Source organism: Pararhodobacter zhoushanensis (genome assembly GCF_025949695.1).
GTDB classification, from domain to species: Bacteria; Pseudomonadota; Alphaproteobacteria; order Rhodobacterales; family Rhodobacteraceae; genus Pararhodobacter; species Pararhodobacter zhoushanensis_A.
Map to the genome: position 1 here is coordinate 3,146,528 of NZ_JAPDFL010000001.1, position 26,519 is coordinate 3,173,046.

General features: G+C 66.0%; 17 protein-coding genes. 13 read left to right on the plus strand and 4 right to left on the minus strand.

All coding sequences use genetic code 11. The annotated features are described in order from the left end of the window. Nucleotides 1-87: 87 nt before the first annotated feature. From OKW52_RS15755 to OKW52_RS15790, 8 genes are all read left to right on the plus strand, one after another. Entirely contained in the window at nucleotides 88-441 is a 354-nt protein-coding gene (locus tag OKW52_RS15755; protein WP_264506553.1) for a PRC-barrel domain-containing protein, read from the plus strand. 151 nt (nucleotides 442-592) lie between these two features. Continuing rightward, nucleotides 593-1,588 carry a DNA topoisomerase IB gene (locus tag OKW52_RS15760; protein ID WP_264506554.1) on the plus strand — a complete coding sequence of 332 codons (996 nt, stop codon included), beginning with the start codon at nucleotides 593-595 and terminating at the stop codon, nucleotides 1,586-1,588. A 159-nt stretch (nucleotides 1,589-1,747) separates the two neighbouring features. Beyond that, nucleotides 1,748-2,752 (plus strand): PRC-barrel domain-containing protein, encoded by a 1,005-nt coding sequence (locus OKW52_RS15765; protein ID WP_264506555.1) that lies wholly within the window; start codon nucleotides 1,748-1,750, stop codon nucleotides 2,750-2,752. Nucleotides 2,753-3,274: 522 nt separating this feature from the next. Beyond that, the gene (locus tag OKW52_RS15770; RefSeq protein WP_264506556.1) at nucleotides 3,275-3,502 is read left to right on the plus strand and encodes a hypothetical protein; all 228 of its coding nucleotides are present in this window, start codon (nucleotides 3,275-3,277) and stop codon (nucleotides 3,500-3,502) included. An 85-nt stretch (nucleotides 3,503-3,587) separates the two neighbouring features. Then, a complete protein-coding gene (locus OKW52_RS15775) occupies nucleotides 3,588-5,834 on the plus strand; it encodes an acyl-CoA dehydrogenase (RefSeq protein ID WP_264506557.1) in 2,247 nt (748 codons plus the stop codon). Continuing rightward, nucleotides 5,831-7,114: an acetyl-CoA C-acetyltransferase gene (locus OKW52_RS15780; protein ID WP_264506558.1), complete on the plus strand. Its 1,284-nt coding sequence runs from the start codon at nucleotides 5,831-5,833 to the stop codon at nucleotides 7,112-7,114. Before OKW52_RS15775 ends, OKW52_RS15780 begins: the two co-directional genes overlap by 4 nt. Next, nucleotides 7,114-9,180: a 3-hydroxyacyl-CoA dehydrogenase NAD-binding domain-containing protein gene (locus OKW52_RS15785; protein WP_264506559.1), complete on the plus strand. Its 2,067-nt coding sequence runs from the start codon at nucleotides 7,114-7,116 to the stop codon at nucleotides 9,178-9,180. The genes OKW52_RS15780 and OKW52_RS15785 overlap by 1 nt, the downstream gene beginning before the upstream one ends. Nucleotides 9,181-9,183: 3 nt before the next feature. Beyond that, entirely contained in the window at nucleotides 9,184-11,019 is a 1,836-nt protein-coding gene (locus OKW52_RS15790) for an acetyl-CoA hydrolase/transferase C-terminal domain-containing protein (protein WP_264506560.1), read from the plus strand. On the opposite strand, the gene OKW52_RS15795 is transcribed toward OKW52_RS15790, so the two are convergent. Both OKW52_RS15795 and OKW52_RS15800 read right to left on the minus strand, forming a co-directional pair. Beyond that, nucleotides 10,990-19,356, minus strand: a complete 8,367-nt coding sequence (locus OKW52_RS15795; RefSeq protein WP_264506561.1) for a GH36-type glycosyl hydrolase domain-containing protein — start codon at nucleotides 19,354-19,356, stop codon at nucleotides 10,990-10,992. The two genes, OKW52_RS15790 and OKW52_RS15795, sit on opposite strands and share 30 nt — an antisense overlap. Nucleotides 19,357-19,397: 41 nt before the next feature. Then, entirely contained in the window at nucleotides 19,398-19,568 is a 171-nt protein-coding gene (locus OKW52_RS15800; RefSeq protein ID WP_264506562.1) for an SH2 domain-containing protein, read from the minus strand. A 329-nt stretch (nucleotides 19,569-19,897) separates the two neighbouring features. Here OKW52_RS15800 and OKW52_RS15805 point away from each other — a divergent pair, with 329 nt between their 5' ends. Together OKW52_RS15805 and OKW52_RS15810 are read left to right on the plus strand one after the other, a co-directional pair. Then, nucleotides 19,898-20,653 (plus strand): cytochrome c oxidase assembly protein, encoded by a 756-nt coding sequence (locus OKW52_RS15805; RefSeq protein WP_264506563.1) that lies wholly within the window; start codon nucleotides 19,898-19,900, stop codon nucleotides 20,651-20,653. Beyond that, on the plus strand, nucleotides 20,650-21,126 hold the full coding sequence (locus OKW52_RS15810; protein ID WP_264506564.1) for a CopD family protein: 477 nt from the start codon (nucleotides 20,650-20,652) through the stop codon (nucleotides 21,124-21,126). The genes OKW52_RS15805 and OKW52_RS15810 overlap by 4 nt, the downstream gene beginning before the upstream one ends. Here the strand turns inward: OKW52_RS15810 and OKW52_RS15815 are convergent. Next, entirely contained in the window at nucleotides 21,090-21,611 is a 522-nt protein-coding gene (locus OKW52_RS15815; protein WP_264506565.1) for a DUF2231 domain-containing protein, read from the minus strand. The two genes, OKW52_RS15810 and OKW52_RS15815, sit on opposite strands and share 37 nt — an antisense overlap. An 81-nt stretch (nucleotides 21,612-21,692) precedes the next feature. Between OKW52_RS15815 and OKW52_RS15820 the strand changes: the two genes are divergently transcribed. From OKW52_RS15820 to OKW52_RS15830, 3 genes are read left to right on the plus strand one after another with little or no spacing between them, the layout of a single operon-like run. After that, a complete protein-coding gene (locus OKW52_RS15820) occupies nucleotides 21,693-22,364 on the plus strand; it encodes a cytochrome c oxidase subunit II (protein ID WP_264506566.1) in 672 nt (223 codons plus the stop codon). Beyond that, nucleotides 22,361-24,799, plus strand: coding sequence for a cytochrome c oxidase subunit I (gene ctaD, locus OKW52_RS15825; protein ID WP_264506567.1), 2,439 nt, complete (start codon nucleotides 22,361-22,363; stop codon nucleotides 24,797-24,799). The genes OKW52_RS15820 and ctaD overlap by 4 nt, the downstream gene beginning before the upstream one ends. After that, nucleotides 24,796-25,116 (plus strand): hypothetical protein, encoded by a 321-nt coding sequence (locus OKW52_RS15830; protein ID WP_264506568.1) that lies wholly within the window; start codon nucleotides 24,796-24,798, stop codon nucleotides 25,114-25,116. Before ctaD ends, OKW52_RS15830 begins: the two co-directional genes overlap by 4 nt. A gap of 11 nt (nucleotides 25,117-25,127) precedes the next feature. On the opposite strand, the gene OKW52_RS15835 is transcribed toward OKW52_RS15830, so the two are convergent. Continuing rightward, complete coding sequence (locus OKW52_RS15835) at nucleotides 25,128-26,351, minus strand: glycosyltransferase 61 family protein (protein ID WP_264506569.1); 1,224 nt, start codon at nucleotides 26,349-26,351, stop codon at nucleotides 25,128-25,130. Nucleotides 26,352-26,519 lie beyond the last annotated feature (168 nt).

Consider the following 26,519-nt stretch of genomic DNA (forward strand, 5'->3'; position numbering starts at 1 on the left):
GCCGCACCGGAACAATTGCCGGGGCGGTGTGTTCAGCCAGTGACAAGCGCGGCCGGAAAGCCCGACGCGCACCAACGGGAGAGTACAATGGCAGAGCATTCGTCGACTCTGGTTTCGGCCAGCGATGTGACCGGAGCCACGGTTTATGGCCCCGACGAAAGCAAAATCGGGTCGATTGACCGGGTGATGATCGACAAGACGACCGGCAAGGTCGCCTATGCGATCATGAGTTTCGGGGCCATTCTGGTCGGACTTGGCGGACAGGAACGCCCGGTGCCCTGGGGTGCCCTGCGCTATGACCCGTCGCTCGGCGGGTTTCGCACCGATGTCACCCAGCAACAGTTGGCCGACGCGCCCGAGACCAAGGAGCGCTGGCAGAATGACCGCGACTGGGAGGAACGCACGCATCTCAGCTTCGGGCTTGCGCCCTACTGGGCCTGACCTTGTGGCGATGTGACAGACGCCCCGCCCGCTTGGGTGGGGCGTTGTCTTTCCATCGTGACGGCCCGGAAAAGGATCAGCCGATGCACGCCAGTACCCCGATGATACCCCCGCGAACGGGCACGTCCCTGCCCCGGAGCGGCTAAGCGCGATGGCGTCCCGGCGGGCCGCGCTGGTGTACTACCCTGACGACCAGCCCGGTATCCGCCGACAGCGCCGGGGTCGCGGGTTCAGCTATTACGCCCCGGATGGCATGCTTATCCGCGATCCGGCCGAGCGCGCGCGCATCGCGGCGCTGGCAGTGCCGCCTGCCTATACCTCGGTCTGGATCAGCCCCCAACCACAGGGGCATCTGCTTGCCACCGGACGTGACGCCAAGGGACGCAAACAATACCGCTATCACCCGGAATGGGCCGAACACCGGGCCCAGAAGAAATACGACAGCCTCGCCACCTTCGGGCGCTGCCTGCCGCGTTTGCGCGCGCGCATCGCGGCGGGTCTTTGCGCGCCTGCCGGGTCGAGGGATCTGGCACTTGCGGCGGTGCTGGCGCTGCTGGACCGCGCCGCGCTGCGCATCGGAAGCGCGGATTACGCCCGCGAGAATGGCACCCATGGTGCCACGACCCTGCTGGCGAAACACATCCGCTTCGATGCCACCGGCATCACGCTGCATTTCCCGGCCAAGCGCGGCACGCCGGTGACGTGCCATCTGCACGGGCCACGGCTGCAACGCGCGCTGCACAAGGTTCAGGACCTGCCGGGCGCTGACCTGATCGCGTGGTCTGACGGCGACGGTGTCGCGCACCCGCTGCGCTCGGACGAGGTGAACGCGGTGCTGGCGGAAATCTGCGGTGCGGGAACCAGCGCCAAGACCTTTCGCACCTGGAACGGCACGATGGCCGCTTTCGCCGTCGCGGCGCAGGACGGCCCGCTGACCATCCACGACATGGCGACGGCGGCAGCCGAACGGCTGAGCAATACCCCGGCCATCGCGCGGAAAAGTTATATACATCCGCAGGTTATCGCTCTGGCCCAGCTGAAAGATGCCGAACGCGCCCGGCTGTTGCGCAGGCTGCACCCCCCGCCGCTGCACCGGCTTCGCACCCATGAAGGTGCGCTGATCGCCCTGCTCGACACGGCGACTTGAGCGTCGCGACGCCTGCCGCAGCCAGACGGAATTTGCCCGCCGCATCCCCCCGCCGCCAAAATTCTGCGCGGAAAAGTTGGAACATCCCCGCGCCTCGCCGGTTTACCATGCATCCCAGGCACATGTCTGGAGAACGTTTCTTACCTACTGGAGGATACCATGAAGAAGCTGCTCCTCACGACGGCCGTGGCCGCAATTCTCGTCGCCCCGGCTTATGCCCAAACCACGACCCAGCCGGTCGGTGACGCCACCCAGCAACCCGCTGAACAGATGACCGGCAGCGCTGCGACCGATCTGACCGCGCAGGCCAGCAGCCTGAACGCGCAGGCCAGCAGCAACATCACCATGATGGGCGGCGGCGAAGTCAGTGCCGATGAACTGATCGGTCACCGGGTGCACGCCCCTGACCCTGAAGCGACCGAAAGCTCGGATCTCACGGTCGGCATCGCGGATGCGCCCGACGGCTGGGAAGACATCGGTGAGATCGGTGACGTGATCGTCGACGGCTCGGGCGGTGTCAGCGCGGTCGTGATCGACGCGGGCGGGTTCCTGGGCATGGGTGAGCACCACGTGCGCATCCCCTACAGCGACCTTCAGTTCGTGGCCGACAGCGACGACGAAGATGACTACTATGTCGTTTACACCGGCAACCGTGACCTGCTCCAAGACGCGGATGAATACGATCCCGCGACCGAAGAGACCGGCATGATGTCGCTGCGTGACCACTCGGCCATGTCTGATGACGCGGCAGGTGGCACCGGTGCGATGACCACGATGCCGGCCGAAACCACGATGCCGAGCGATGCCGACACCAACACCACGACCGACCCTGCCGCGATGGACGATATGGAGCGTCCTGACCGCGACGGTCTGATGGCTGTCGATGTCGCGACGATCACCGCGGACGATGTTCAGGGTGCGCGCGTCTATGGCACCGAACAGGACTGGATCGGTGACGTGAACGACGTGGTGCTGGGCGATGACGGTCGTGTCTCGCAGGTCGTGCTGGATATCGGCGGCTGGTTGGGCATCGGCGAGCATCAGGTTGCGCTTGGTTTCGACCAGGTTGACCTGCGCCGCGACGGCGACGGTGGTGCTGTCTACGCCTATGTGGACTTCACCAAGGAAGAACTGGAAGCGATGCCCGAGTGGGAAGCGCAGTAACGCCTGCTTTGGTAGCGTGAAGGCTGGCCGTCGGCACGCCCGATTGATCAGCACGGTTCACGGAAAAGGGGTCGCCTTGGGCGGCCCCTTTTTCTGCCTCGATCACCCCAAAAAACGGGATCGGCCGGAAACTTTTGCCGCGCTTGCGGGTTTTGTTTTCAGCGCGGCAAGCGCCGCCGGACTGTCTCCCTCGTTCCCGAACTGTCTGTGAACAGACACGGCCTCACCTTGGATGGTGGGGCCGTTTTTTTACCAAACGCTTTCGCACTATTAGGTATGAAATACGGGAACTTAACCCGTAGACGCCGGTTGAATCCATAGATGTCGATGCCCTGTCAACCGGGCGCGACGGTACGAAGAACACGGTGGTTTTCCCGGTTTCACACCGTGGCCAACGCAACGGCAGTCGAGCTTCTGTCCCGTCGGGTATCGGCATCTTTCCACCTCTTGCGGTTGTACCGTCAACGGAACATTTGGCGGCCTGCGTGGTTTTCTCTGCAAGAGCAAAGAAAGGAAACCACGATGTCCGCACCCGACACCAACCCCAAAAAGCAAGCCCGCCGCCATGTAGGCCCCTTGATCGGGATGGCTGTTGCCGTGTTGGTCGGCGTCCTTCTGATTTTCTTCTGGATCTTTGAAGAGACCGCCGAATCCGACCCGCCCGCGAACCCGTCAGCCCAGCAAACCGAGGTCGCACCGCTTCCGCAGGCCGTCGAGCCTGAACAGATCACCCGGCCCGAAACCGAGTGATCCGAGCGCCGGGCAGCGGCACCGCCCTGCCCGGCCAAGGAACTTTTGTGCCCTGGGGACGTTTTTCTACCTTGGAGGACATGACATGACGAGTATTCGCGCGCGCATTCTAACCAAGCCGATCCATCGCTGGGCGATGAAGGTCCTTCCCCAACTTTCCGAGACCGAAAGCGAGGCGTTGGAGGCCGGCGAGGTGTGGTGGGAGGCCGAGCTGTTCTCAGGCAACCCGGACTGGGCGCAGCTGCACAACGTCAAGCGTCCGGTGCTGAGCGATGAGGAACAGGCGTTCCTTGATGGGCCTTGCCGCGAGCTGTGCGCGATGATCGACGACTGGTCGATCAATCAGCTCGACGCCGACCTGCCCGCCCCTGTCTGGGACTTCCTGCGCCAGAACCGGTTCTTTGGCATGATCATTGCCAAGGACTACGGCGGTCTGGGGTTTTCAGCCTATGCGCATTCCGAAGTGATCCGTCTGATCTCGACCCGCTCGATCGCGGCGGCAGTGACGGTGATGGTGCCCAATTCGCTGGGACCGGGCGAGCTGCTGCACATGTTCGGCACGCAAGAGCAAAAGGACACATGGTTGCCGAAACTGGCACGCGGTGACGCGCTGCCCGCCTTTGGGCTGACCAGCGCCGAGGCGGGTTCGGATGCCAGCGCGATGGTGGATGAAGGCGTCGTTGAAAAGGGGCTGTGGCAGGGCAAGGAGGTTCTGGGCATCCGCCTGAACTGGTCCAAACGCTATATCACCCTTGCGCCGGTCTGCACGGTGCTGGGCCTTGCGTTCCAGCTGCGCGACCCCGACGGGCATCTGGGCGGCGAGGCCGATATCGGCATCACCTGCGCGCTGGTGCCGACCGATCTGCCGGGCGTCGAAACCGGCCGCCGTCACATCCCGTCGGACACGATGTTCATGAACGGGCCGACGACCGGCACCGATGTGTTCATCCCGCTCGATCATATCATCGGCGGCACCGATTATGCCGGGCGCGGCTGGATGATGCTGATGAGCGCGCTGGCCGCCGGTCGCGGGATCTCGCTGCCGTCGATGTCCTGTGCGGCGATTGCGCTCTGCGCCCATACCTCGGGGGCTTATGCGCGTATCCGCGAGCAATTCGGCCTGCCGATTGGCAAATTCGGTGGCATCCAGGAGCGGCTGGGCCGCTTGGCCGCCGATGCCTACGCGCTGGACGCCGCGCGTCGGCTGACCTGTGCGGGGCTGGATGAGGGACGCTCGCTGTCGGTCATCTCGGCCATCATGAAGGCCCATGCGACGTTCCGCATGCGCTCGGCCATCGACGACGCGCTGGATGTGCATTCGGGCAAGGCGGTGATCGACGGGCCGTCGAATTACCTGCTGCCGCTGCACCGTGCGGTGCCCATCGGCATCACGGTCGAGGGCGCCAATATCGTGACCCGCTCGCTGATCATCTTCGGGCAGGGCGCGATCCGGGCGCATCCGCATTTGCTGGACGAGATGAACGCGCTGGCGATCAAGGATCACGACGAGAGCCTTGCCGCGTTCGACACATCGTTCTGGGCGCATGTCGGCCATACCACGCGCACCGTGTTCCGGGCGCTGGGGCGCGGCTGGAGCGGTGGGCGGATCGGCCCTGCCCCCGATGCCGGGCCCGTCACCGACATCTACCGCCAGCTGTCGCGCTGGTCTGCCGCCTATGCGCTGACCGCCGATATGGCGTTCCTGACCATGGGCGGCGCGCTCAAGCGCAAAGAGATGATCTCGGGGCGGATGGGTGACATTCTGTCCGAGATGTACATCCTGAGCGCCACGCTGAAACGCTGGCAGGATGAAGGCCAGCAAGTCGCCGATCTGCCAGTCGTGCGCTATTGCGCCGAGCGCAGTTTCGCCAAGATCCGCCAGTCGCTGAACGAAGTGCTGGCCAACTTCCCCAGCCGCTTTGCCGCTGGTCTTTTGCGCGTGATCACCGTGCCGGGTGGCAATGCCGCCGGGCCGGGCGATGCGCTGTCCGAGGACTGCGCCGATCTGATCTACGAGGCCTCTGCCGCGCGCGACCGTATCCTGGGGCAGACGCCCGGCGGCGTGGCGCGCAACGGGGTGAAGGTGCTCGACGATTGCTACGCCATGGTCACCCGTTGCGCCCCGCTGATGAAGCGGCTGCGTGAGGCTGGGCAAGACCCCGATGCCGGGCTCAAAGCCGGGACCATCACGCAGGGTGACCGCGACACCATCGCGCAGATGCAGGCGCTGGTCGCCAAGGTGGTCGCGGTGGACGACTTCACGCCCGAGGCGTTGAGCACGCTCTATCCCCGTCTCGATACCAGTGAACCCCAGCGCGAGGCCGCAGAATGAGCCGTCCTGTCTATCTGGTTGATGGCGCGCGCACGCCGTTCCTCAAGGCGCGTGGCACGCCCGGCCCCTTCACGCCGGTGGACCTTGCCGTGCAATGCGGTCGCCCGCTGCTGGCGCGGCAACCCTTTGACCGGCGCGTCTTTGATCTGGTCATTCTGGGCTGCGTCAATGTCATTCAGGATGAGATGAACCCGGCGCGTGTGGCCGCGCTGCGGCTTGGACTGGGGGCCGAGATGGTTGCCTTTACCGTGCAGATCAATTGCGGATCCGGCATGCAATCCATCGATACCGCCTACCGCTATATCCGCGATGGCAGCCATGAGATGATCCTTGCCGGCGGGGCTGAAGCGCTCAGCCACGCGCCGCTGGTGCTGCGCCAGTCCGCTGCCGAATGGTTCGGCGGCATGGCGCAGGCCAAGGGGATTGCGGCGCAGGCCAAGATGCTGACCGACCTCAGGCCCGAGTTCTTCAAGCCGGTCGTCGGGCTGGAACGTGGGTTGACCGACCCGATCACCCATCTGAACATGGGCCAGACGGCCGAGGTACTGGCCCACCGCTTCGGCATCGACCGCCAGACCGCCGATGCCTATGCAATGCAAAGCCACCACCGGCTTGCGCGGGCGCAGAGCGAAGGCTGGCTGGACAGCGAAGTCATGCCCGCCTTTGCCGACGAGGGCACGGCCTATGACCATGGCGACGGCGTGCGCCCCGACAGCGACATGGCCGGGCTGGCCAAGCCGAAACCGGCATTCGAGCGCCCCTATGGCAAGGTGACGGCGGGCAATGCCAGCCAGATCACCGATGGAGCATCCTGGGTGATTGTCGCGTCCGAGGCGGCGGTGGAGAAGCACGGCCTTACACCGCTGGCGCGGATTGTTGACAGCGAATGGGCGGCGCTCGACCCGTCGGTGATGGGTCTGGGGCCGGTGCTGGCCTCGACCCCCATCGCGCAGCGGCAGGGGCTGAGCCTGTCGGACATCGACCTGTGGGAACTGAACGAGGCCTTTGCCGCGCAGGTGTTGTCTTGCGTCGAGGCTTGGGCGGACGAAGGGTTCTGCCGCGCGGTTCTGGGGCTTGAGGGTGCCTTCGGTCGCATCGACGCCGAGCGGTTGAACATCGACGGCGGCGCGATTTCGCTGGGCCATCCGGTCGGAGCCAGTGGCAACCGCATCGTGCTGCATCTGGCCAACGCCATTAAACGGCTGGGAAAAACCCGTGGCATTGCCACCGAATGCATCGGTGGTGGTCTGGGCGGTGCAATGATGCTGGAGGTGGCGTGATGACGGGACCGGTCTTGCAACATCTCGGCACAACCAAGCTGGAACTCGGCCCGGTTGGCCCCGGTGACGGCCCGTGGCGGCGCGGCGAGGCGGATGGCATCGTCTGGCTGGTGCTCGACCGCGCCGATGCGGCCGTAAACACCGTGGATCGCAGCGTGATGACCGGGCTTACCGCCGAACTCGACACGCTGGAACGCACCCCGCCCCGCGCCGTGGTGATCCGGTCGGGCAAACTGGCTGGCTTTGCCGCAGGGGCAGACATCACCGATTTTGACGCGATGAGCGCCGACGGCGCCGCCGATCTGCTGCACCAAGGGCATGACGTGCTGGACCGGCTGGCCGCGCTGAAGTGTCCTACGGTGTGTGTGGTGCATGGTGCTGCCTTGGGCGCGGGCTTCGAGATCGCGCTGGCCTGTGACTGGCGGATCGCCGTTGACGGCGCGTCCTTTGGCTTTCCCGAGGTACAGCTGGGCCTGCATCCGGGCCTTGGCGGCACCTTCCGCCTGCCCGCGCTGATTGATCCGACCGAGGCCATGACGCTGATGCTGACCGGCAAGACCGCGCACACGGCGAAGGCGAAGGCGCTGGGGATTGCCGATATCGTGACCCAAGAGCGGCATGTCCGGGCGGCAGTCGATGCCATCGTGGCGGGCGATGTCGAACGGGGCCAACCGGGGCTGAAGGCACGCGCTTTTGGCCTTGATGCGGCGCGCAGCCTTGCCGCGCGGCAGATGCGCAGCGAGACCGAAAAGAAAGCGCCCAAGCACCACTACCCCGCCCCGCATGCCTTGATTGACCTGTGGGAAAAGCACGGCGATGACCCCAAAGCCCTGCAAGCCGCCGAAATCGACAGCTTTGCGGCGCTGCTGGAGACCGACACGTCACGCAACCTGCGACGGGTGTTCTTCCTGCGTCAGGGCCTGAAGGAGGGCGCACGTGACGACGACGCTATTGCCCATGTCCATGTGATCGGCGGCGGCGCGATGGGGGCCGAGATTGCCGCCTGGGCCGCGATCAAGGGCAAGAGCGTGACGTTGGGGGATGTCCAACTCGACCCGCTGGGGCGCGCGATCAAACAGGCGCGCGAGACCTGCAAAGGCCAGCATCTGAGCGGCATCGAAACCCGTGACGCGCTGGACCGCCTGATGCCGGACCCCAGGGGATACGGCATCGCGCGGGCCGATCTGGTGATCGAAGCGGTGCCTGAATCGCCTGAGCTGAAGGCCAGGATCTATGCCGATCTTGCCGGTCGGATGAAGCCGGGTGCCATACTGGCGTCGAACACTTCAAGCCTGCGGCTGCGTGATCTGCAGGCGTCGGCACCCGATGCGGCGCGCTTCGCCGGGCTGCATTTCTTCAATCCGGTCAGCAAGATGCAGCTGGTCGAGGTGGTTCGCCACGACGGTACGGACCCGGCCGTGGTCCAACGGCTCGCGGCTTTCTGCGGTTCGCTTGACCGTTTGCCGGTGCTGGTGACCGACTACCCCGGCTTTCTGGTGAACCGCGCCCTGACGCCCTATCTGATGGAAGCGATGGTTCTCATGGAGGAGGGCGTCGCCAAAGAGACCATCGACGCCGCCGCGATGGATTTCGGCATGCCAATGGGGCCGGTCGCGTTGAGCGATCAGGTGGGTTTGGACATCTGCCTGCATGTGGCCGAAAGCCTAAAAGACACGCTGGACAAGCCGATGCCCGAGATCAGCCGCCGACTGCGCGACAAGGTCGAGGCGGGCAACCTGGGCAAGAAGACCGGGCAAGGGTTTTACGACTGGTCCAAGGGCACGCCGCGCCCACAGGCCGCAGGCGAGACGCCCGAGGATCTGATCGACCGGCTGATTCTGCCGATGCTCGACGCCTGCGTCGAATGTCTGCGCAAAGGCGTGGCGCGCGGTGCTGACGATGTGGATGGCGCGATGATCTTCGCCACCGGCTTTGCGCCGTTCCGGGGCGGCCCGCTGCACTACGCCCGCGCGCGCGGGGTCGCGGGAATTGAGCAACGGCTGACGGACCTCGCCGAGCGCCACGGTGCGCGCTTTGCCCCCGATCCGGGCTGGAAGGACCTTTGATCCGTGCAACGTGACACCGACGCCGATGCCATCGTCCGCGAGATCATCGCGCGGACGGGTGGCGATATCCGTCTGGCGCTGCCGCTGGGGTTGGGCAAGCCGGTCACGCTGCTCAATGCGCTGGTGCAGGCCGCCTGTGACGATCCCGGCGTGACGCTTGCGATCTTCACAGCCCTGACGTTAGAGCGACCTGCCCCCGGCTCGGACGTGGAACGGCGGTTTCTGGAACCGGCGATGGACCGGCTTTTCGGTGCCTACCCCGAGATCCTCTATGCCCGCCTGAGGCGCGAGGGCACGCTGCCGCCCAACATCAAGGTCAGCGAATTCTTCATGCTGGCCGGGCGCTGGCTGGGCCATGAGGCGGCGCAGCAGGCCTATATCTCGGCCAATTACACCCATGCGCGCGACGTCTTGCTGCGCCAAAAGCCCAATGTCCTGATGCAGCTGGTGGCCGAAGAAGACGGGCGCTTCAGCCTGTCGTCGAACACCGATATCTCGGCCGATCTGTTCCGCTTCCGGGCGCAGGGCGAGGCCGATTTCATCACCGTCTTCGAGACCCATCCACAGCTGCCGTTCCTGCAGGGTCCGGGCGCAACCCTGCGTGTCGATGAGGTCGATCTTGTGCTGGACCCCGTTCAGCCGTTCGAGCTGTTCTCGGCCCCCCGCCGCCCCCTTGCGCTGGAGGATCACGCCATCGGCCTGCATGTCGCGCGGCTGATCGTTGACGGTGGTACCTTGCAGATCGGCATCGGAACCCTTGGCGATACCGTCGCCAATGCCTTGCTGCTGCGCGACCGGGGCGAGGCCGCAGCTGTTCAGGCCGACTGCCCCTTCCCCGTCATGCAGGACGCGGGCGCACCCTTCGCGGACGGCCTCTACTGCGTGACCGAAATGCTGGTTGCCGGGCTGATGGCGCTGTTCGAGGCCAAAGCGATCCGGCGCGAGGTGGACGGCTGTGCGATCCACGCCGGTTTCTTTGTCGAGACCCGGGATTTCTACGCCAACCTGCGCAGCCTGCCGCCCGAACGGCGCGCGAAGATTGGCATGATGCCGGTCAGCTTCACCAATGCGCTCTACGGCGACGAGGCGCAAAAGCGCGCGGCACGGACCGACGCACGCTTTGTCAACGCGGCGATGAAAGTCTCGGCGCTGGGGGACGTGATGTCCGACAGCGTCAAGGACGGTCAGGTTGTCAGCGGTGTCGGCGGGCAGTTCAACTTCATCGAGCAGGCCTTCGCGCTGGACGGCGCGCGCTCGATCATCACGCTTGCCGCGACGCGGATCAGCCATGGCAAGGTCGAAAGCAACATCAGCTGGGCGCTGCCCAGCGTCACCGTGCCGCGCCACATGCGCGATATCGTGGTGACGGAATATGGCATCGTCGACCTGCGCGACCGGACGGATGCCGAGGTGATCGCCGCCCTGCTGGCGATCACCGACAGCCGTTTTCAGGCCGACCTGATGGCCAAGGCCAAGGCGGCGGGCAAACTGCCAAAGGACTATCAGATCCCGCCCGCGCATCGGCGCAACCTGCCGCAGACGGTCGCCGACTGGCTTGTGCCGCACCGCGCGGCGCTGCCCGATTTCCCCTTTGACAGCGACTTTGACGCAATCGAGCGCGTCCTCTTGCCCGCGCTGCAAGAGCTGGCAAACCTGTCGCCCACGCTGAGCGGCAAGGCCCGATTGCTGGCGGCGTCGCTGACAGCCGCGCCGCATCCGCAGGAAGATGAGGCGATGGCCCGCATGGGTTATAAGGATGATCGCGGGCTGACCGCGCGTGCACTGCGCGGGGCCTTGCGCCGCGTCGCCTCAGCCAAGCGTGACAACCAGATCCTGTGAGCCGGGCTGGACGGGCAGCGTCAGGACGCCGTCTGCAACGGGCAAAGCCGCGCCGTTCAGCACCGCCGCGCTGACACCCCGGCCCTTGCCGCCGGTGTTGCGCACCACCACCGTCACGACCATGTCACCCAGCGTGACGCGCAGGCTCACCTCGGGCCAGTCCGGCGGCAGGCAGGGATCGAGCGTAAGCGCATCGCCCTGCCGGGTCAGCCCCAGGATCCCCTCGATCCCCGCCCGGTACATCCACCCCGCCGAGCCGGTATACCACGTCCACCCGCCGCGCCCGGCATGGGGTTCGGTGGAATAGACATCGGCAGCGATCACATAAGGTTCGACCTTGTAACGCGCGGCCTCGTCGGGCGTGCGGGCGTGGTTGACCGGATTGAGCAGGGCGAACAGGGACTGTGCCGCCGCGCCGTTGCCTTGCCGGGCGAAGGCCAGAATGGCCCAGAGCGCCGCGTGCGTGTACTGGCCGCCATTCTCGCGCAAGCCGGGCGGGTAGCCCTTGATATAGCCGGGGTCTTTGGGTGTGCGGTCAAAGGGCGGGGTGAACAGCAGCGCGATGCCCGGATCAGGGCGGATCAGGTGCGTTGTGACCGACTCCATCGCGGTTTTGGCCCGCTCGGGGTCGCCCGCCCCCGACAGCACCGACCACGACTGCGCGATGCTGTCGATCTGGCATTCGTCGGACTCGGCCGATCCCAAGGGCGTGCCATCGTCGAAGGTGCCGCGCCGATACCAGGCGCCGTCCCATGCCTTGCTCTCGATCGCTTCATGGACGCGGTTTGCGTGCTCCAGCCAGCGCTCTGCCCGCGCATCACCACGCGCTTGGGCGAAGGGGGCCATGCGGCGCAGCGTGGCGATCAGCAGCCAGCCGAGCCAGACTGACGTCCCCTCCCCCGCTTCCCCGACCCGGTTCATCCCGTCATTCCAGTCGCCGGTGCCGATCAGCGGCATGCCGTTCTCGCCGGTCAGGGCGATGGCCTGATCAAGCGCGCGGGCACAGTGTTCGTACAGGCTGGCGGCCTCGTCCGATTGTGTCGGCGCGAAGAAATCATCATGCGCGCCGGGGGCCAGTTCGGGGCCTTCGATGAATGGAATGACCTCATCCAGAATTGCCGCGTCTCCGGTCACCGCGATGTATTGCGACACGCCGTAGCCCAGCCAGACGCGGTCATCCGAGATGCGGGTGCGGACGCCCTGCCCCGAATGCGGCAGCCACCAATGCTGCATGTCGCCTTCCGGGAACTGCCGCCCGGCGGCGCGTACCAGGTGGTCGCGGGTCATGTCGGGTCGGCTGAAGGACAGCGCCATGCCGTCTTGCAGCTGATCGCGGAACCCATAAGCCCCGCTGGCCTGATAGAACCCGGCGCGCGCCCAGATCCGGCAGGCCAGCGTCTGATAGAGCAGCCAGCCGTTGAGCATGATGTCCATCGCGCGGTCCGGCGTCTTGACCTGCACCGCCCCCAGGAGGCCGGTCCAATGCTGCATGACCGCGTCCAGCATCGCGTCGACAGGGCTGTCGCGCATCCGCTGGATCAGCGCGCGGGCGTCCTCGATCGTTTCGCATTGGCCGAGCAGGACGACCACATCCACCGAGTGTCCGGGCGCAATGCTCACCTCGCGTTGCAGCACGGCGCAGGGGTCGAGCCCGGCCCCGACCACGCCGTCAAGCGGTTTGCCCAGGCCCATCGGGGCCGAGCGTCCGCCCAGATGGCCGAAAAAGCTGGCCCTGTCAGCGGTGTAGCCGGTAACCTGCGCGCCCATATCGGCAAAGGCGACGCGCCCGGCAAAGGCCGTCGCCCAAGGGTTACGCGCCATCAGCGCGCCGGTTTCGGGGTCCCGTTCGGTGGTCACATGGGCCAGCGTGGCACTGCGCGAGGTGCCCAGAACCCATTCGGCATAACTGGTCACGGAAATGCGACGCGGGGTCTGGCCGGTGTTGGTCAGCGTCAGCCGCGAGACCTTGACCGAATCGTTCAGCGGCACGAACTGGGTCAGCGTCGACGCGATGCCGCCCCGCGCATACGAGAACCGGCTGTAGCCGAAGCCGTGGCTGGCGGTATAGGTTCCCGGCCCGCGGATCGGCTGGGCGGTGGGGGTCCAGACCTCGCCGCTGTCGAGATCGCGCAGATAGAGCGCCTCGCCCGCCGGATCGGTGACCGGGTCGTTGGACCAGGGCGTCAACTGGTTCTCGCGGCTGTTTTCCGACCAGGTGAACCCGCTGCCCTCGGCCGAAACCTGAAAGCCGAAGGACGGATTCGCGATGACGTTGATCCAGGGCGCGGGCGTGTTGGTGCCGTCGCGCAAAAGCGTGGTGTATTCGCGCCCGTCTTTGGCAAAGCCGCCGGTGCCGTTGAAGAACTCCAGATCCTGTGCGGGGTCATCGAGCTCGTCGGGTTGCAATGCCGGTTGCAGGGCGGGGACCGCCTTTTCGCGCGGTCTGGCCATCTCGGCAGCCGCCTGTTGCGCCACGCGTCGCAGGGCACCGAGCTGCGCGCCAATCGAGCCGCGGCTGGCCACCAGTACAACCCGCGCCACGGCCATCAGCAAGGCGCGCGTGGGTGCCATCATCAGATCCGAGCGCAGCACATGCACCGTGCCATCTGCCCGCGTGTCCGAGGCGCGGGGCCGCGTTCCGGCCGAGCGCACCGCCGCCTCGATCAGGATCTGCAGATCCTGCACATAGCTGGACGAGCGGTCATTCACGATGACCAGATCAACCGCCATCTGCCGCGCCCGCCAGTATTCATGCGCGGCCAGAACCTCGCGCAGCGCGCCTGCGTCCTGCGCATCGTCGATCAGGAACAACACGATCGGCAGATCGCCCGAGATACCGTGCGCCCAAAGCCCCGATTGCGGCCCGGCCCCGGCGATGATCCGCTCTGAGCCCGGACGCAGGCGCGAGTCGTTGCGCAGGATCATCCCGGCCAGCCGCTGAAAATCCGCGGCCTGCGCATGCGTTATGCCCAGATGCCGCAACTGCACCTGCGCTTCGGTCCAGGCCAACGTGCTGGCGCGGCCAAAGGCCGACGGGTCGCGGTGCCGTTCAAGCAGGTCGAGCAAGGCGGCAGGGGTCTGGGCGACGATGGTCCAGAAGGTCACGCGCGCCATGCCGCCTGCTGGCACCCTGACGCGGCGGCGGATCGCGAAAATCGGGTCCAGCACGGTGCCGGTGGTGCTTGATAGCGGCGCGTCAGCCATCACCGGATTGGCCATCGAGCGCCCCCGGCCGATGAAGCGGGCGCGGTCGGTCTCGTATTGCATGGGCGCGGTTTCCGCACCCTCGACCACGGCGATATGCGCCGCCCAGACCGAGGCATCGTTGCCAGAGCGCGGACGGCGGGTGGCGATGATCGCGCCCAGTTCGGGAAAGTGATCGGTGACCACGAACATCTTGGAAAACGCCGGATGCGCCAGATCCGCCGCCTGCGGGGCCAGCACCAGTTCGGCGTAGGACGTCAGGTCGATCTCGCGCGCCTGATGGCCGGTGTTGGTCAGCGTCACGCGGCGCGCTTCGCTGTCATCCTCGGCGGACACGACGACCTCGGTGGTTGTGGTCAGGCCCGCGTCCTTGTGCGTGAACTCGGCATGATGCTCGCAGAACACCGCGCTGTGCGTGCCACCCGTCTGCGGCAGCGGGCGCATCGCGGCGGACCATGTCTTGCCGGTGGCGACATCGCGGGCATAGAGGAACGTGCCCGGTGCGTCCTGCGTCGTTTCGGGCCGCCAACGCGTGATCGCCAAGTTGCCCCAGCGGCTGTAACCGCCACCCGGCGGGGTGAGCATGACGCCATAGCGCCCGTTCGACAGCAGATGCGCGGTGGGGATGGTGTCTGCGGGCCGGTCGAAGCGCCGCAAGGCCGGCGTCGTTTCCACCGTCTTGGGGCCAACGAGCACATCCTCGGCGCGCGGCGGCGCGGCGACGGCGTGGCGCGGCACCCGCTCTTGCAGCAACAGCTCGACCGATTGCACCATCGGGTCGGCGTGGAACCGCGCGCGCAGCAACCCGTCGCGCACCGTGTTCGCGATGGCGGTGATCGTCATCCCCTGATGATGCGCCATGTAATTGCGCACGATGGCGACCTTGGCCCCGGCGGGCAGGCGCGAAGGGCTGAAATCGAGCGCCTCATAGAACCCATAGCGGCCTTCGGCGCCCAGCGCGGCCAGCGCGTGATAGTTGTGCAAAGCGCCGACGGGGTCGACCATGCTGGCCAGACCGGTGGCATAGGGGGCAATCACGCGGTCCTCGCTCAGGCCGCGTTTCAGGCCCAGCCCCGGCACGCCAAAGTTTGAATACTGATAAGTCATTTCCAGATCGCGGGCGTTGAAGGCGGATTCGGAAATGCCCCACGGAATATCCTTGGCCTTTCCATAGGCTTGCTGACGCGCGACGATGGCGCGGTTGGTGCGCTCTAAAAGCGAGCCGGCAGGCGCGCGCATCACCAGCGACGGCATCAGATATTCAAACATCGACCCCGACCACGAGATCAGCGCCGTATCAGTGCCGACCGGGGTGGCGGTGCGGCCCAGCCGGAACCAGTGACGGGTCTCGACATCGCGCTTGGCGATGGCAAACAGACTGGCCAGCCGGGCTTCCGAGGCGAGCAGGTCATAGCAATTGGGGTCAAGACGGTTGGTATCGGCGGCATAACCGATGGAGAGCAGCTTCTTCTCGGGATCGACGAGGAAGGCGAAATCCATCTCCATCGCGAAGCGGCGGCAGAGCGCCTCGATCCGCGCGAGCCGGGCAAGGTCCGTGCTGTCCCCGATATGATCGCGCAGGCGCTGCCGGATCGCGGCGACCCAGTCGGCGCTATCATCGTCTGCATCGGTTGCCATCGCATCGGCCAGCGACAGCAGGTGGTCCGCACCAGCACCGGCGGCCAGTGCTGCGGCAAATGCGGCGGTCTTGCCCGCGACCGGGGCGCCCTGAAGGCCCAGCGCATCGGTCAATCCATCGCGCAGCACGTCGTCCGTGACCGGCTGCTCGCCCCATGCGCGACAGCTTTGCGCGACCGCAATCAGATGACCGGCCAGATTTCCGCTGTCTACCGATGACACATAAGGCGGTGTCAGCACCCGCAGATCGCGGGTGTCGTACCAGTTATAGAAATGTCCCCGATGACGCGGCATGCGCTGCATCGTGGCAAGGGTATCCTCAAGCCGGGTGAGTGCGGTCGATTGTGCGATCCAGCCCATGTCGCGGGCGGTCACGGTGGACAACAGGTACAGACCAATATTCGTCGGCGAGGTGCGATGCGCCACCACCGGGCGCGGCGTTTCCTGAAAGTTATCGGGCGGCAGATAGTGCTCTTGCGGCGTTACGAAGGTTTCAAAGAACTGCCACGTGCGCCGCGCAATCTGCCGCAGGGCGAGACTGTCGGGCGCACTCAGAGGCTCGGCCACCTGCGTGGCCCCCGGCGCGCTGAGACGCCGCACAACCGCCGGGGCACTGAGCCAGAGGGCAAGGAAGCTCAGCGCCAGCGGCCAAAGCGGTGGGTTGACGGCCAAGATCACGGCGACAAGCGTGATCGACACGACAATCCCGCCCAGCATCAGGCGGTACTGGCCAAAGGTGCCGAGACGCGGCGCCCCTTCGGCCGAGGCGGCGGTGACCCATTCCAGCAAATGACGACGCGATACGCCGAGGCGATAGAGGGTGCGCAGGATCGCATCCATCATCAGCACCGCCGTATAGGGCAACAGCAAGACAGACAGCGCAAGGTTCAGAGCCGCTGACAGCACATCGCGGCCATAGGCGTTGAGCTGCAGGGGCGAAAACTGCGAGCGCCGCACGGGGATGAGCGTCGAGAGCAGCGGCAACACATAAGGGACGGCCAGCAGCCCCAGCAACACCCCTGTCCAGACCAGCGCGACCGGCAGTGGCAAGGCCCAGCCCGCGACCAGCGCCAGCAGCGTGAGCGGCGCGGTCAGCGAGCGGCGCAGGTTGTCGATCAGCTTCCAGCGGCCCAGCGGCGGCACGCCATCGCCGCGACGCCCGGTAATCCACGGCAAAAGCTGCCAGTCGCCGCGCACCCAGCGATGCTGGCGCTTGGCGGCGACATCGTAGCGCGAGGGGAAATCCTCGATCACCTCGATATCCGAGGCCAGCGCGGCGCGCGCATAGACGCCCTCGAACAGATCGTGGCTCAGCATCGTGTTTTCGGGCACCCGCCCGGCCAGCGCCGCCGTGAACGCGTCGACGTCGTAAATGCCCTTGCCCGCAAAAGACCCTTCGCCAAACAGATCCTGATACACATCCGAAACCGCAGCAGCATAGGGATCAATCCCGCCATTGCCGGACTGCAGCCGCTGGAACATCGAACCCGCTGCCCCCATCGGCAGCGCCGGGGTGACACGCGGCTGCAGGATGCCGTAGCCGTCGGTCACGCGCTGCACGGCGGGATCAAACACCGGCCGGTTGAGCGGGTGGACCATCTTGCCGATCAGGCGGTGCACCGTGTCGCGCGGCAGGCGCGTGTCGGCGTCGAGGGTGATCACATAGCGGATATCGTGCGGGACCGGGGCATCGCCGGGCAAAAAGCCCGTATCAGTCGCGCCGCGCAGCAGCCGGTTCAGCTCTTCCAGCTTGCCGCGCTTGCGCTCCCAGCCCATCCAGCGGGACTCGCCGGGGTTATGTTTGCGCGCGCGGTGCAGGAACAGGAAGCGGTTGCCTGTGCCGTTGGGGTAGCGTGCGTTCAGCGCAGCAATCGCGGCGCGCGCGGCGCTCAGCAGCGCGTCATCACCCGGCGTGTCGGCAGCGTCACTGTCGGGACCGTCCGAAAGGATGGCGTAATGCACAGCGCCCGGCGCGCTGGCCAGATAGTGCACTTCCAGCCGCTCGACGATCTCGGTCAGGGCGTTTGTGCCCGACAGGATGACCGGAACGGCCACCAGCGTGCGGTAATCATCGGGGATACTCTCAGACAGATCGAGCGCTGGCAGGCGCTGGGGGGCCTTCAGGCGCGTGACCAGCAGGTTGACCAGCGCCGTTGCCGCCTCGGCTGCGGGCATCAACAAGAGCACCCCCAGCCCGAGGAGCGGCCAGACCGACAGCCCGGCCGCAACCAGGGGCAGCACAAGGGCGATAAGCGCCAGTGTCACCACCCCCAACGACGCCAGATACCCGCCGAGCCCGACCCGCGCCACGCTGCGCGACAGACGCAGGCTTGCGGGCGGTGTGTAGCCGATGCTGGCGGCAAACGGCTGACGGTTCTTCCCGATCAACCAGTGCCCCGAATCGCGCTCTCGCGCGTTCAACCCGGCGGCAGTCTGCGTCACAAGCGCCTGCGTGATGGCGATCTCGTCGTGCGGCGCGTGGCGGGCCAGCGTTTCGATTTCATCGCGGTAGCGGTTGCGCGTGGCAAAATCCAGCGCGTCGAAACCGGTGGTCTGGCGCAGCAGCGCGTCAACCAGACTGACCTGCTCAAAGAATTCGGCCCAGTCCAGTTCAGACAGCACGCGCATGCTGGCAACCAGATTGCGCATGGTGACATTCGCGGCGCTCTGTTCGTGCTGCACCCGTTCGACAACCGCGTCCAGAGTGGTGCCCTGACGCCGCAAGCGATCATGCAGCCACGGCAACAGCGGCGTCGTATCCGGGTCGAACCCGCGCAGCCGGTTGCCGATCTGGGCGGCCAGAAAATCGGGCAAAGGCGCGGCTTCATAGGGGGCGACGGCTTGATGCAGGGGTGTCGGCGCGCGCTCGGCATCGCCCAGCACGCTGTCAACCAGAGCATCCGCCGCCCCGTGCAGCGCATGGGCGCGGGTGATCTGCACGACAATGCGGCGCATGTTCTCGACCAGAACGATGCGCAAGGTGATGGCCAGCGCCCACAGTTCACCGATGGTGAGCGGCTGAACCGTCTGATACGCCGCGACAAACCGCGCGAGGACAGACCCCGCGACCAAACTGTCGGTATGCGCGACATAGGCCCAGGCAATGCCAAAGACGCGCGGGTAGCCGGCGAAAGGGCCTGAGGCCAGTTTAGGAAGCTGGCGGTAGTAGCCGGCGGGCAGATCCTGGGTGATCTGGCGCAGTTGCAGTTCGACCAGATGGTAATTGTCCAGCAGCCATTCCGCTGCCGGGGCGACCGTCTCGCCGCGCCGCAGGGCATCGGCGCTGAACTGATAGGCCGAGAGCAGCTCGGCCGCGTTGTCGCGCAGCCGCCGGGCAAGGTTGGGCACAGCCACGGGGCGGTGTGCGATGGGCTGTTCGGCGGCCAGACTGATGGCGTGGTGTTCAAGCCGCTCGACGCCGAACAGATCGCTGCGGATCGGCGCGGTATCATCCCACAGTGCAGGGCCGCGCGCGCTGGGCAGTACGGCGTGCAAAACGCCCTGCCATGCGGCAGGGCGTTTCCGGGGCGACCCCCTCATTTGTCAGCAGCTACGGCGTGCAGTGTTGCTGCCTCCGGCCGTGGCATCGCCGTTTGCTGCCTGCGGCTGGTGATGCTTGTGGAATCCCGGATCACCGTGATGGATCCCGGCGGGGATGCGCGAAGCGTCATCTCGGCCCATCGCTTTTCGATTTCCAACCAGTTCATGGCAGAACCCCCTGTGTCGGCATGTGTGACTGTGGTGCTTGGCAGTGCATGTACCGGTTGAACAATGCTGCTGCCCGGAAGTTCCCGCCGCGCAGAGCCTAAACGCCTGTGCACGCGACGGGTCCAGCCGGGCAGGCGGAAGTCCGCCCGATCTGTCCCGCACCCCACCAAATCGCGCTGGATTCGCCCCATCTACGGCGACACCACACCAACCATCAGGATTGTGGGTGATCGCACGGAACAATCGCGCAGATGCGGGGTTGCCTTGATACCGCGCGCGGTATCCCGCGTCCGCCGAACCGACCTGACCGCCGAAAGTTGGTGCGCCTATGGAACAGCTGAGTTTTCCTGACACGCCTGGGCGGTTCTCTCAGCCTGTTCCGTATTGCGGCCCGGCCCCTTCGCCCGGCGCGCTTTGGCTCGACTGGAACCTGTCGCCGGTGCTGGTGGCCCTCCTGACCGCGTTGCTGGCTGCCGGTCTGTGGCGCGCCACCCACCGCGGAGCCTTTGCTTTGGGCTGGGCGGGACTGGTCATCGCCTTCGTCTCGCCGCTCTGCGCGCTGACGACGGCGCTGTTTCTGGCACGCACCGGTCATCACCTTGTCCTTCTTGCCCTCGCCACGCCTGCGCTGGCCATCGGCTGGCCGCTGCGCTGGCCCGGCCGCGTGCCCGGCTTTTTGATGACAGTGGCGGCGCTGGTGCTCTGGCACCTGCCTGCGGCCTATACGCTCGCCTGGGACAGTCACGCGGCCTATTGGGCGCTGCAAGGCGCGCTGCTGGTCGGCGGCTGGAGCTTCTGGTCCGCCGTGCTGGCCCCCGATCAGGCGCGCGGCGACTCGGTGCTGGCGGATACGGCGTTCGTGCTGGGTCTGGGCAGCGTGATGAGCCTGCTGGGCGCACTGCTGACCTTTGCCCCACGCCCGCTGTACGGCGAGCATCTTGCCACGACCGACCTCTGGGGACTGTCGGCGCTGGCCGATCAACAGGCCGCGGGTCTGGTGATGTGGGTGCCGGGCATGGTGCTGATGTCGGCGGGTGTCGCCCTCACGCTGGTGCGCGCCTGGCGGCGGAGCGCGGCCGCATGATCGCTGCCCTGAAATTCGTGCATCTGGCCGGGATCAGCTGCTGGGCGGCCGGGTTGATCGCGCTGGCGCTGTTGATGCTGGTGTTCGGCACCACCAATGATGAGGACGATTACGTCGAATATCGCCTGTTCACCCATGTCACCTATATCTCGTTCGTCACGCCCGCCGCGCTGATCGCCATCGCGTCGGGCACAGCGCTTTGTTTCGCGGCGGGGATCTTCGAGCCCTGGCTCTTGCTGAAACTCGCCTTCGTCGCCGGGATGGTGCTGGTTCATACGTGGCTGGGCCATCTGATCCAGCGGTCGGGCGAAGAGCGGCGCAGCAAATGGTTCACCGCGCCCTTCGCAGGTCTGGCGCTGGTGCCGCTGATCTGCGCGGTGATCGGCCTTGCGCTGATCAAACCGCAGGCCGCCACGCTGAGCGATCTTCTCCCGGCTCAGCTTTTGTCGGTACGCGAGGGGGCCGCGCCATGAGCCTCGTGCCCGCCCAGACCGTAGTCGAACACCAGCTTGCCACCGTGCCAGCCTGTCATGCCGATGAGCGCGGCGGACAGCGCCGACAGCAAGGCACCCCAGGGCAGGATATCACCGCCCTGCAGTCGCAGGCCCCAGTTCACCCCCAAAAGCCCCAGCAGCATCACCGCCAGAATGGAATGCGTCCAGCTGGCGGCCCGGATGCGGATACCGGCCACCAGCAGCAATTCGGCAAGGCCGGTCAGACCAGCCAGAATGCCCATGACGAAACTGCCACCCGCCGCCCACAGCCCGGCCCGCAGCCAGAAATCATCCCCGCTCCACCAGTAGAGCGCATCTGCTGCCAGCGTGGAAAAACCCAGCGCAATGGGGAATGCCACCAGCATCGCGTGAACCGGGTGGCCGGCGATGGCGACGCGCGACTCGGTCAGATGAAAGACGCGGTGGTGATGGATCGGATCGCGGAAGCGGCGGCGTGGGGGCATGGGGAACCTTTGTTGGCGCGGGCCAGCGCCCGGTCGGCGCGTGTGTACAGTCAACGGGGTGCGGCGCTGTTGGTTCCCTTCATGCTGGCCGGATGCGAGGGCGCCCTGTCAACCCTTGCCCCGCGCGGGCCCGAGGCCGAGGCGATTGCCACCCTGTGGTGGATCATGCTGGCGGGCAGTGTGGCCATTTCGCTCATGGTGTTTGCCCTGCTGGGTCTGGCGTTCCGCAAGAACCGGCGCCCGCTGTCCGACCGTTTCTGGACGCATGGCATGGGGCTGGGTTTCAGCTTTTCCATCCTGAGCGTTCTGCTTGCCGCTGCGATCATCACCGGCGACCGGCTGATCGCCCGCCACCAGAGCGCCACGGTGCGGGTCGAGGCCATCGCCAGCCAATGGCAGTGGCGCTTCGTGCAACCCGGCCCCGATGGCGCGCCGGTCGAAACGCAGGGGCGGCTGTACATCCCCGCAGGCGTGCCCGTCGAGGTGATGATCCGCACCGAGGACGTGATCCACAGTTTCTGGGTGCCGCAGCTTGCCGGAAAGCTGGACGCGATCCCCGGGCATGAGAACCGCCTGCGCTTTGAGGCGCCCGAGCCGGGTGTCTATCAGGGGCGCTCGGCCGAATTCTCGGGCGTGGGCTACGCAGACATGCTGTTCGAGGTGCTGGCCTATCCGCCCGATGACGTGCCCGCGCAGTTCACCAACCGGGGCGAGACCGCCCCCGCAGCACAGGCCGGGGAACCCGACGAATGACGCTGATCCCCCACCCACCGCAACGCGCCCTGCCCCTGCACCGCGAGATGGAACGCGTCTGGAGCCGCCCGCCGGGGCTCAAGGGTTTTCTGACCTCGGTCAACCATTCCGAGATCGGAATGCGCTTCATGGCGCTGGCCGGGATCTATTTCGGCATCGGCGGCATCCTTGCCATGCTGATCCGCACCCAGCTGGCCACGCCGCAGGGCGCGTTTCTGGATACCGCGCTGTATAACCAGATCTTCACGATGCACGGCAGCATCATGATGTTCCTGTTCGCCATTCCCATGCTCGAGGGGCTGTCGATGTATCTGCTGCCCAAGATGCTGGGCACGCGCGACATGGCCTTTCCCCGCCTCTCGGCCTTTGGCTGGTGGTGCTATCTGTTCGGTGGCCTGATCCTGCTGGTCGCGCTGGCCGCCGGCATGGCCCCCGATGGCGGCTGGTTCATGTACACGCCGCTGTCGTCGCGCACCTACACGCCGGGTGTGAATGCCGATGTCTGGCTGCTGGGCGTCACCTTTGTCGAAATCTCGGCCATCGCCGCCGCTGTCGAGATCACCGTCACCATCCTGCGCCTGCGCGCGCCGGGGATGCGGCTGACGCAGATGCCGCTCTTTGCGTGGTACATGCTGGGCACCTCGGCGATGATGCTGGCCGGGTTTCCGCCGCTGATTCTGGGATCGGTGCTGCTGGAGCTCGAGCGCGCCTTTGACTGGCCGTTCTTCGACGTGGCGCGGGGCGGCGACAGTCTGCTGTGGCAGCACCTGTTCTGGCTTTTCGGCCACCCTGAGGTCTATATCATCTTCCTGCCCGCTGCCGGTGCGATCTCGACCATCCTGCCGGTGATGTGCCGAACCAAGATCCTGGGGTACGAGGCCATTGTTGCCGCCATCGTCGGGCTGGTTTTTCTCAGCTTCGGGCTTTGGGTCCACCACATGTTCACCGTGGGCATTCCGCAGATGGCGCTGGCGTTCTTCTCGGCTGCGTCAACGCTGGTGGCGGTGCCGACGGCGGTGCAGATCTTTGCCTGGACCGGCACGATGTGGAAGGGCACGCCCCGGCTGACCCTGCCGATGCTGCACCTGCTGGCTTTCTTTGGCACCTTTGTCCTTGGCGGGCTGACCGGCGTGATGCTGGCGGTCGTGCCCTTCAACTGGCAAGCACATGACACCGCTTTTGTCACGGCACACCTGCATTACGTGCTGATCGGCGGGTTCGTTTTTCCGATGATGGCCGCCGCCGTCTACTGGCTGCCGCTGATGTCGGGCCGGGTCCGGGTGCGCGGGGTGGGCGAAGTCGCCTTTGCGCTGATCTTCATCGGCTTTCACGGCACCTTTCTTGTCATGCACCTGACCGGCCTTCTGGGCATGCCCCGGCGCATCCCGGTCTATCCCGACAACCCCGAATGGGCCTTGCCGAACCTCATCAGCACAGTTTTCAGCTTCATGATGTCGATCGGCTTTGTGCTTTTCGCGCTGGATCTGCTGCTGCACGCCCTCTTCGGTCGGCGCAGCACGCGCGATCCGTGGCAGGCGAACACGCTGGAATGGAAAATGGCTCTGCCGGTGCCCAGCTACAACATCGCCGCCCTGCCCGTTTCGACCGACATCTCAGCCGTCGCGCTCGCGCGCGGTGAGGGGGCGCTGCCGGGCGCGCCGCGGGGTCGGCGCGAGGTTCTGGCGGTCTCTTCCCTTGAGGGCAAAGCCCAGCATGTCGCGGTCCTGCCGGGGAATACCCTGCTGCCGGTGGTGACGGCGGCAATGGTGGGCGTCTTTGTGCTGCTCATGCTGTTCGGGGCGTATATTCTCGCCTGTGCAGCGTTACTCGGCGTGCTGGTTTGCGGCTGGACGTGGCACCGGTTTGGCCGCGATCTGCGCCCGGCGCAGATCGAGGTGACACCGGGACAAACCCTGCCCGATCAGACAGGCGTCGAGGGGTCGCTGACCCGCAGCGGCATGATCGCGCTGATCATCGCTGACGCCTCGCTGTTCGGTTCATTCCTGTTTGCGCTGGGGTTTCTGAGCGTGATCGCCCCGGGATGGCCGCCCCCTGACAGCGGGCTCGGCCTTGGCGCGCTGGTGCTTGGCGGCGGGACGTTGAGCGCGCTGGCCGTGGCCTCGGGGCTTTCCCGCTGGAGCCGGGGACCGCTGCCCGCTGCGCTGGCGGGCGTTGTGGCGCTGGTCACGGTGCTGGGCGTGGCGTGGCTGCTGGACGACCCCACGCGCCACGCGCGCGATGCCTTGCGCGCGGCGGCCACGGGCTATGCGGCGCTGCATATCGGCATCGCTGTGCTGCTGGCGCTGATCGCCCGGACACGAGCCCCCGCGACGGCAGCGGCAAGCCGGTCCCTCTGGCGGCTGTGGCAGGATTTCACGCTGATTACTGTGGCGATCCTCGCCCTGCTCGTCGTCGCGCAAGAGGTCCTGTCGTGATCTGGCTTTTGCGCGTCATCGCCGGGCCGTTGGTCTGGGCGGCGGGCTTCTCGGCGGTCTATGCGCTGCACGGGATCGGTTGCGCACGGGGCTGGCCGGGCGTGGCAACCCCTTTGGGACCGCTGCATGACGCGGCGCTGATCGGCGCACTGGTCGTCGCCCTTGTCGCCGCCGCCCTGATCTTTGTGCGCCGTCCCCGCCCGCCGATGGCACCCGAGGACCGGCTGATCACCTATGGCGCGTGGATCGGTCTGATCTCGGTCGGCTTCACGCTTTTCCCGGTGGTCGCGGTCAGCACCTGCGCCGTCGCTGGCTGAGGTTAGGGCGCTCAGTCGATACGCGTCACGCCGGCAACAATCTGTCTTACGTCAGCCTCAAGATGGCCAAGACCCGCGTCCTTCAGTTGGTCGATCACGTCGTCTCCGGTGCCCGTTGCCGGATGGTTCTTGTTGCGCAGACCGTGGATTCCGCGGACCCACGCCAGGATCGCGTCGTCCTGCGCTTTCGCGAAGGCGGTCTGATCCCACAGGCGTTTCAAGGGCAAACCGATGGCGTCGAAATACGTCAGGACGGCGTCGACATCATAAAGGGCGAGCGCGCGAAACAGATCGCCGTCACCGGTATCGGTCTTGAATGTCAGATTCCGCGCCGTGGCAGAAACATAGGTCAACGCATCACATCGTGGGGCGAGCTGATTGACGGCGAATTTCTTCTTTTTCTTGCGCCGCTCCAGAATGTCTATGTGCTGCGGGAAACGGCCGAGAAGCTGGCGCCCGTGAAGCGCAGACCCTTCGGCAAAGATCAACCGCTTGGCACCGGCGTACAGCGCGAGTTGCAGGCGCAACGGACTGCGTTCCGGATAGAGAATTCTGACGCCAGCGGCCTCAAGCAACGTGCAAAGATAGCTTTCACCGGCGTGGATCCCGTAACCGGGCCGCAGTTGCGCGCGCGAAACGTAAACGTAGTCGCTATCGATACTTTCCAGACCATTCCGAACGTAGAGAGCATCGAGCAGGTCAAGATACGCGTCATACGGTCGCGCGCCGTTCAGGTGTTCGGCCTGTGCCGCTACATGCAGCCGGTCAAAAACCGTCGGCGCAGTGATGATCTTGACGCGCTGTTGATCGATCCCGAACCAGCCAAGAAGCGCAGACATCACCGGCGTCGGCGTCGTTTCCTCTGCATGGCCCAGCCTTCCCGTCAAAATGAACGGCAGGTCGGGGTGGTCTGTTTTGCTTTGCAGGAAGCGCGGCACGATTTCCGCACAGCTGTGGCCGAAATGAGAACCGTTTGCCCCCAGGAAAACCGCCTCACCGCGGAACCGAACGGGCGGCTCTTCAGGCGGCTCTGGCCGTTCGCAAATCGGAGCGCCGTTGCGAAAGTGCCGTTGAAGGCCGTCAGCCTGAAAATTCGGCCAGAACACGCCGGGAGAAAACGCGCGCGCGTACCCTTGGACGAGCACGTTGTCGAAGGACACCATCGCCGGCAAATGGTGCAAACGGGCATCGGCTGCATCCGGCTCTTCCCGTCTGGGCTGGCTCATATCGGGCATGCGATGTGTTCCTTACTAGAACCGCGTGACGGGCGCGGATTCCCGGTCGATCCAGCGTTGTGGCAAGTGCGCGCCCGAACCCCTGACACGATATCGCCGAGTGCCAGAAGTTTCTAGGCTCAGGACCTGCTGATTTTGACCGCCCTGCGTGATTCAGGTTCCGCGATG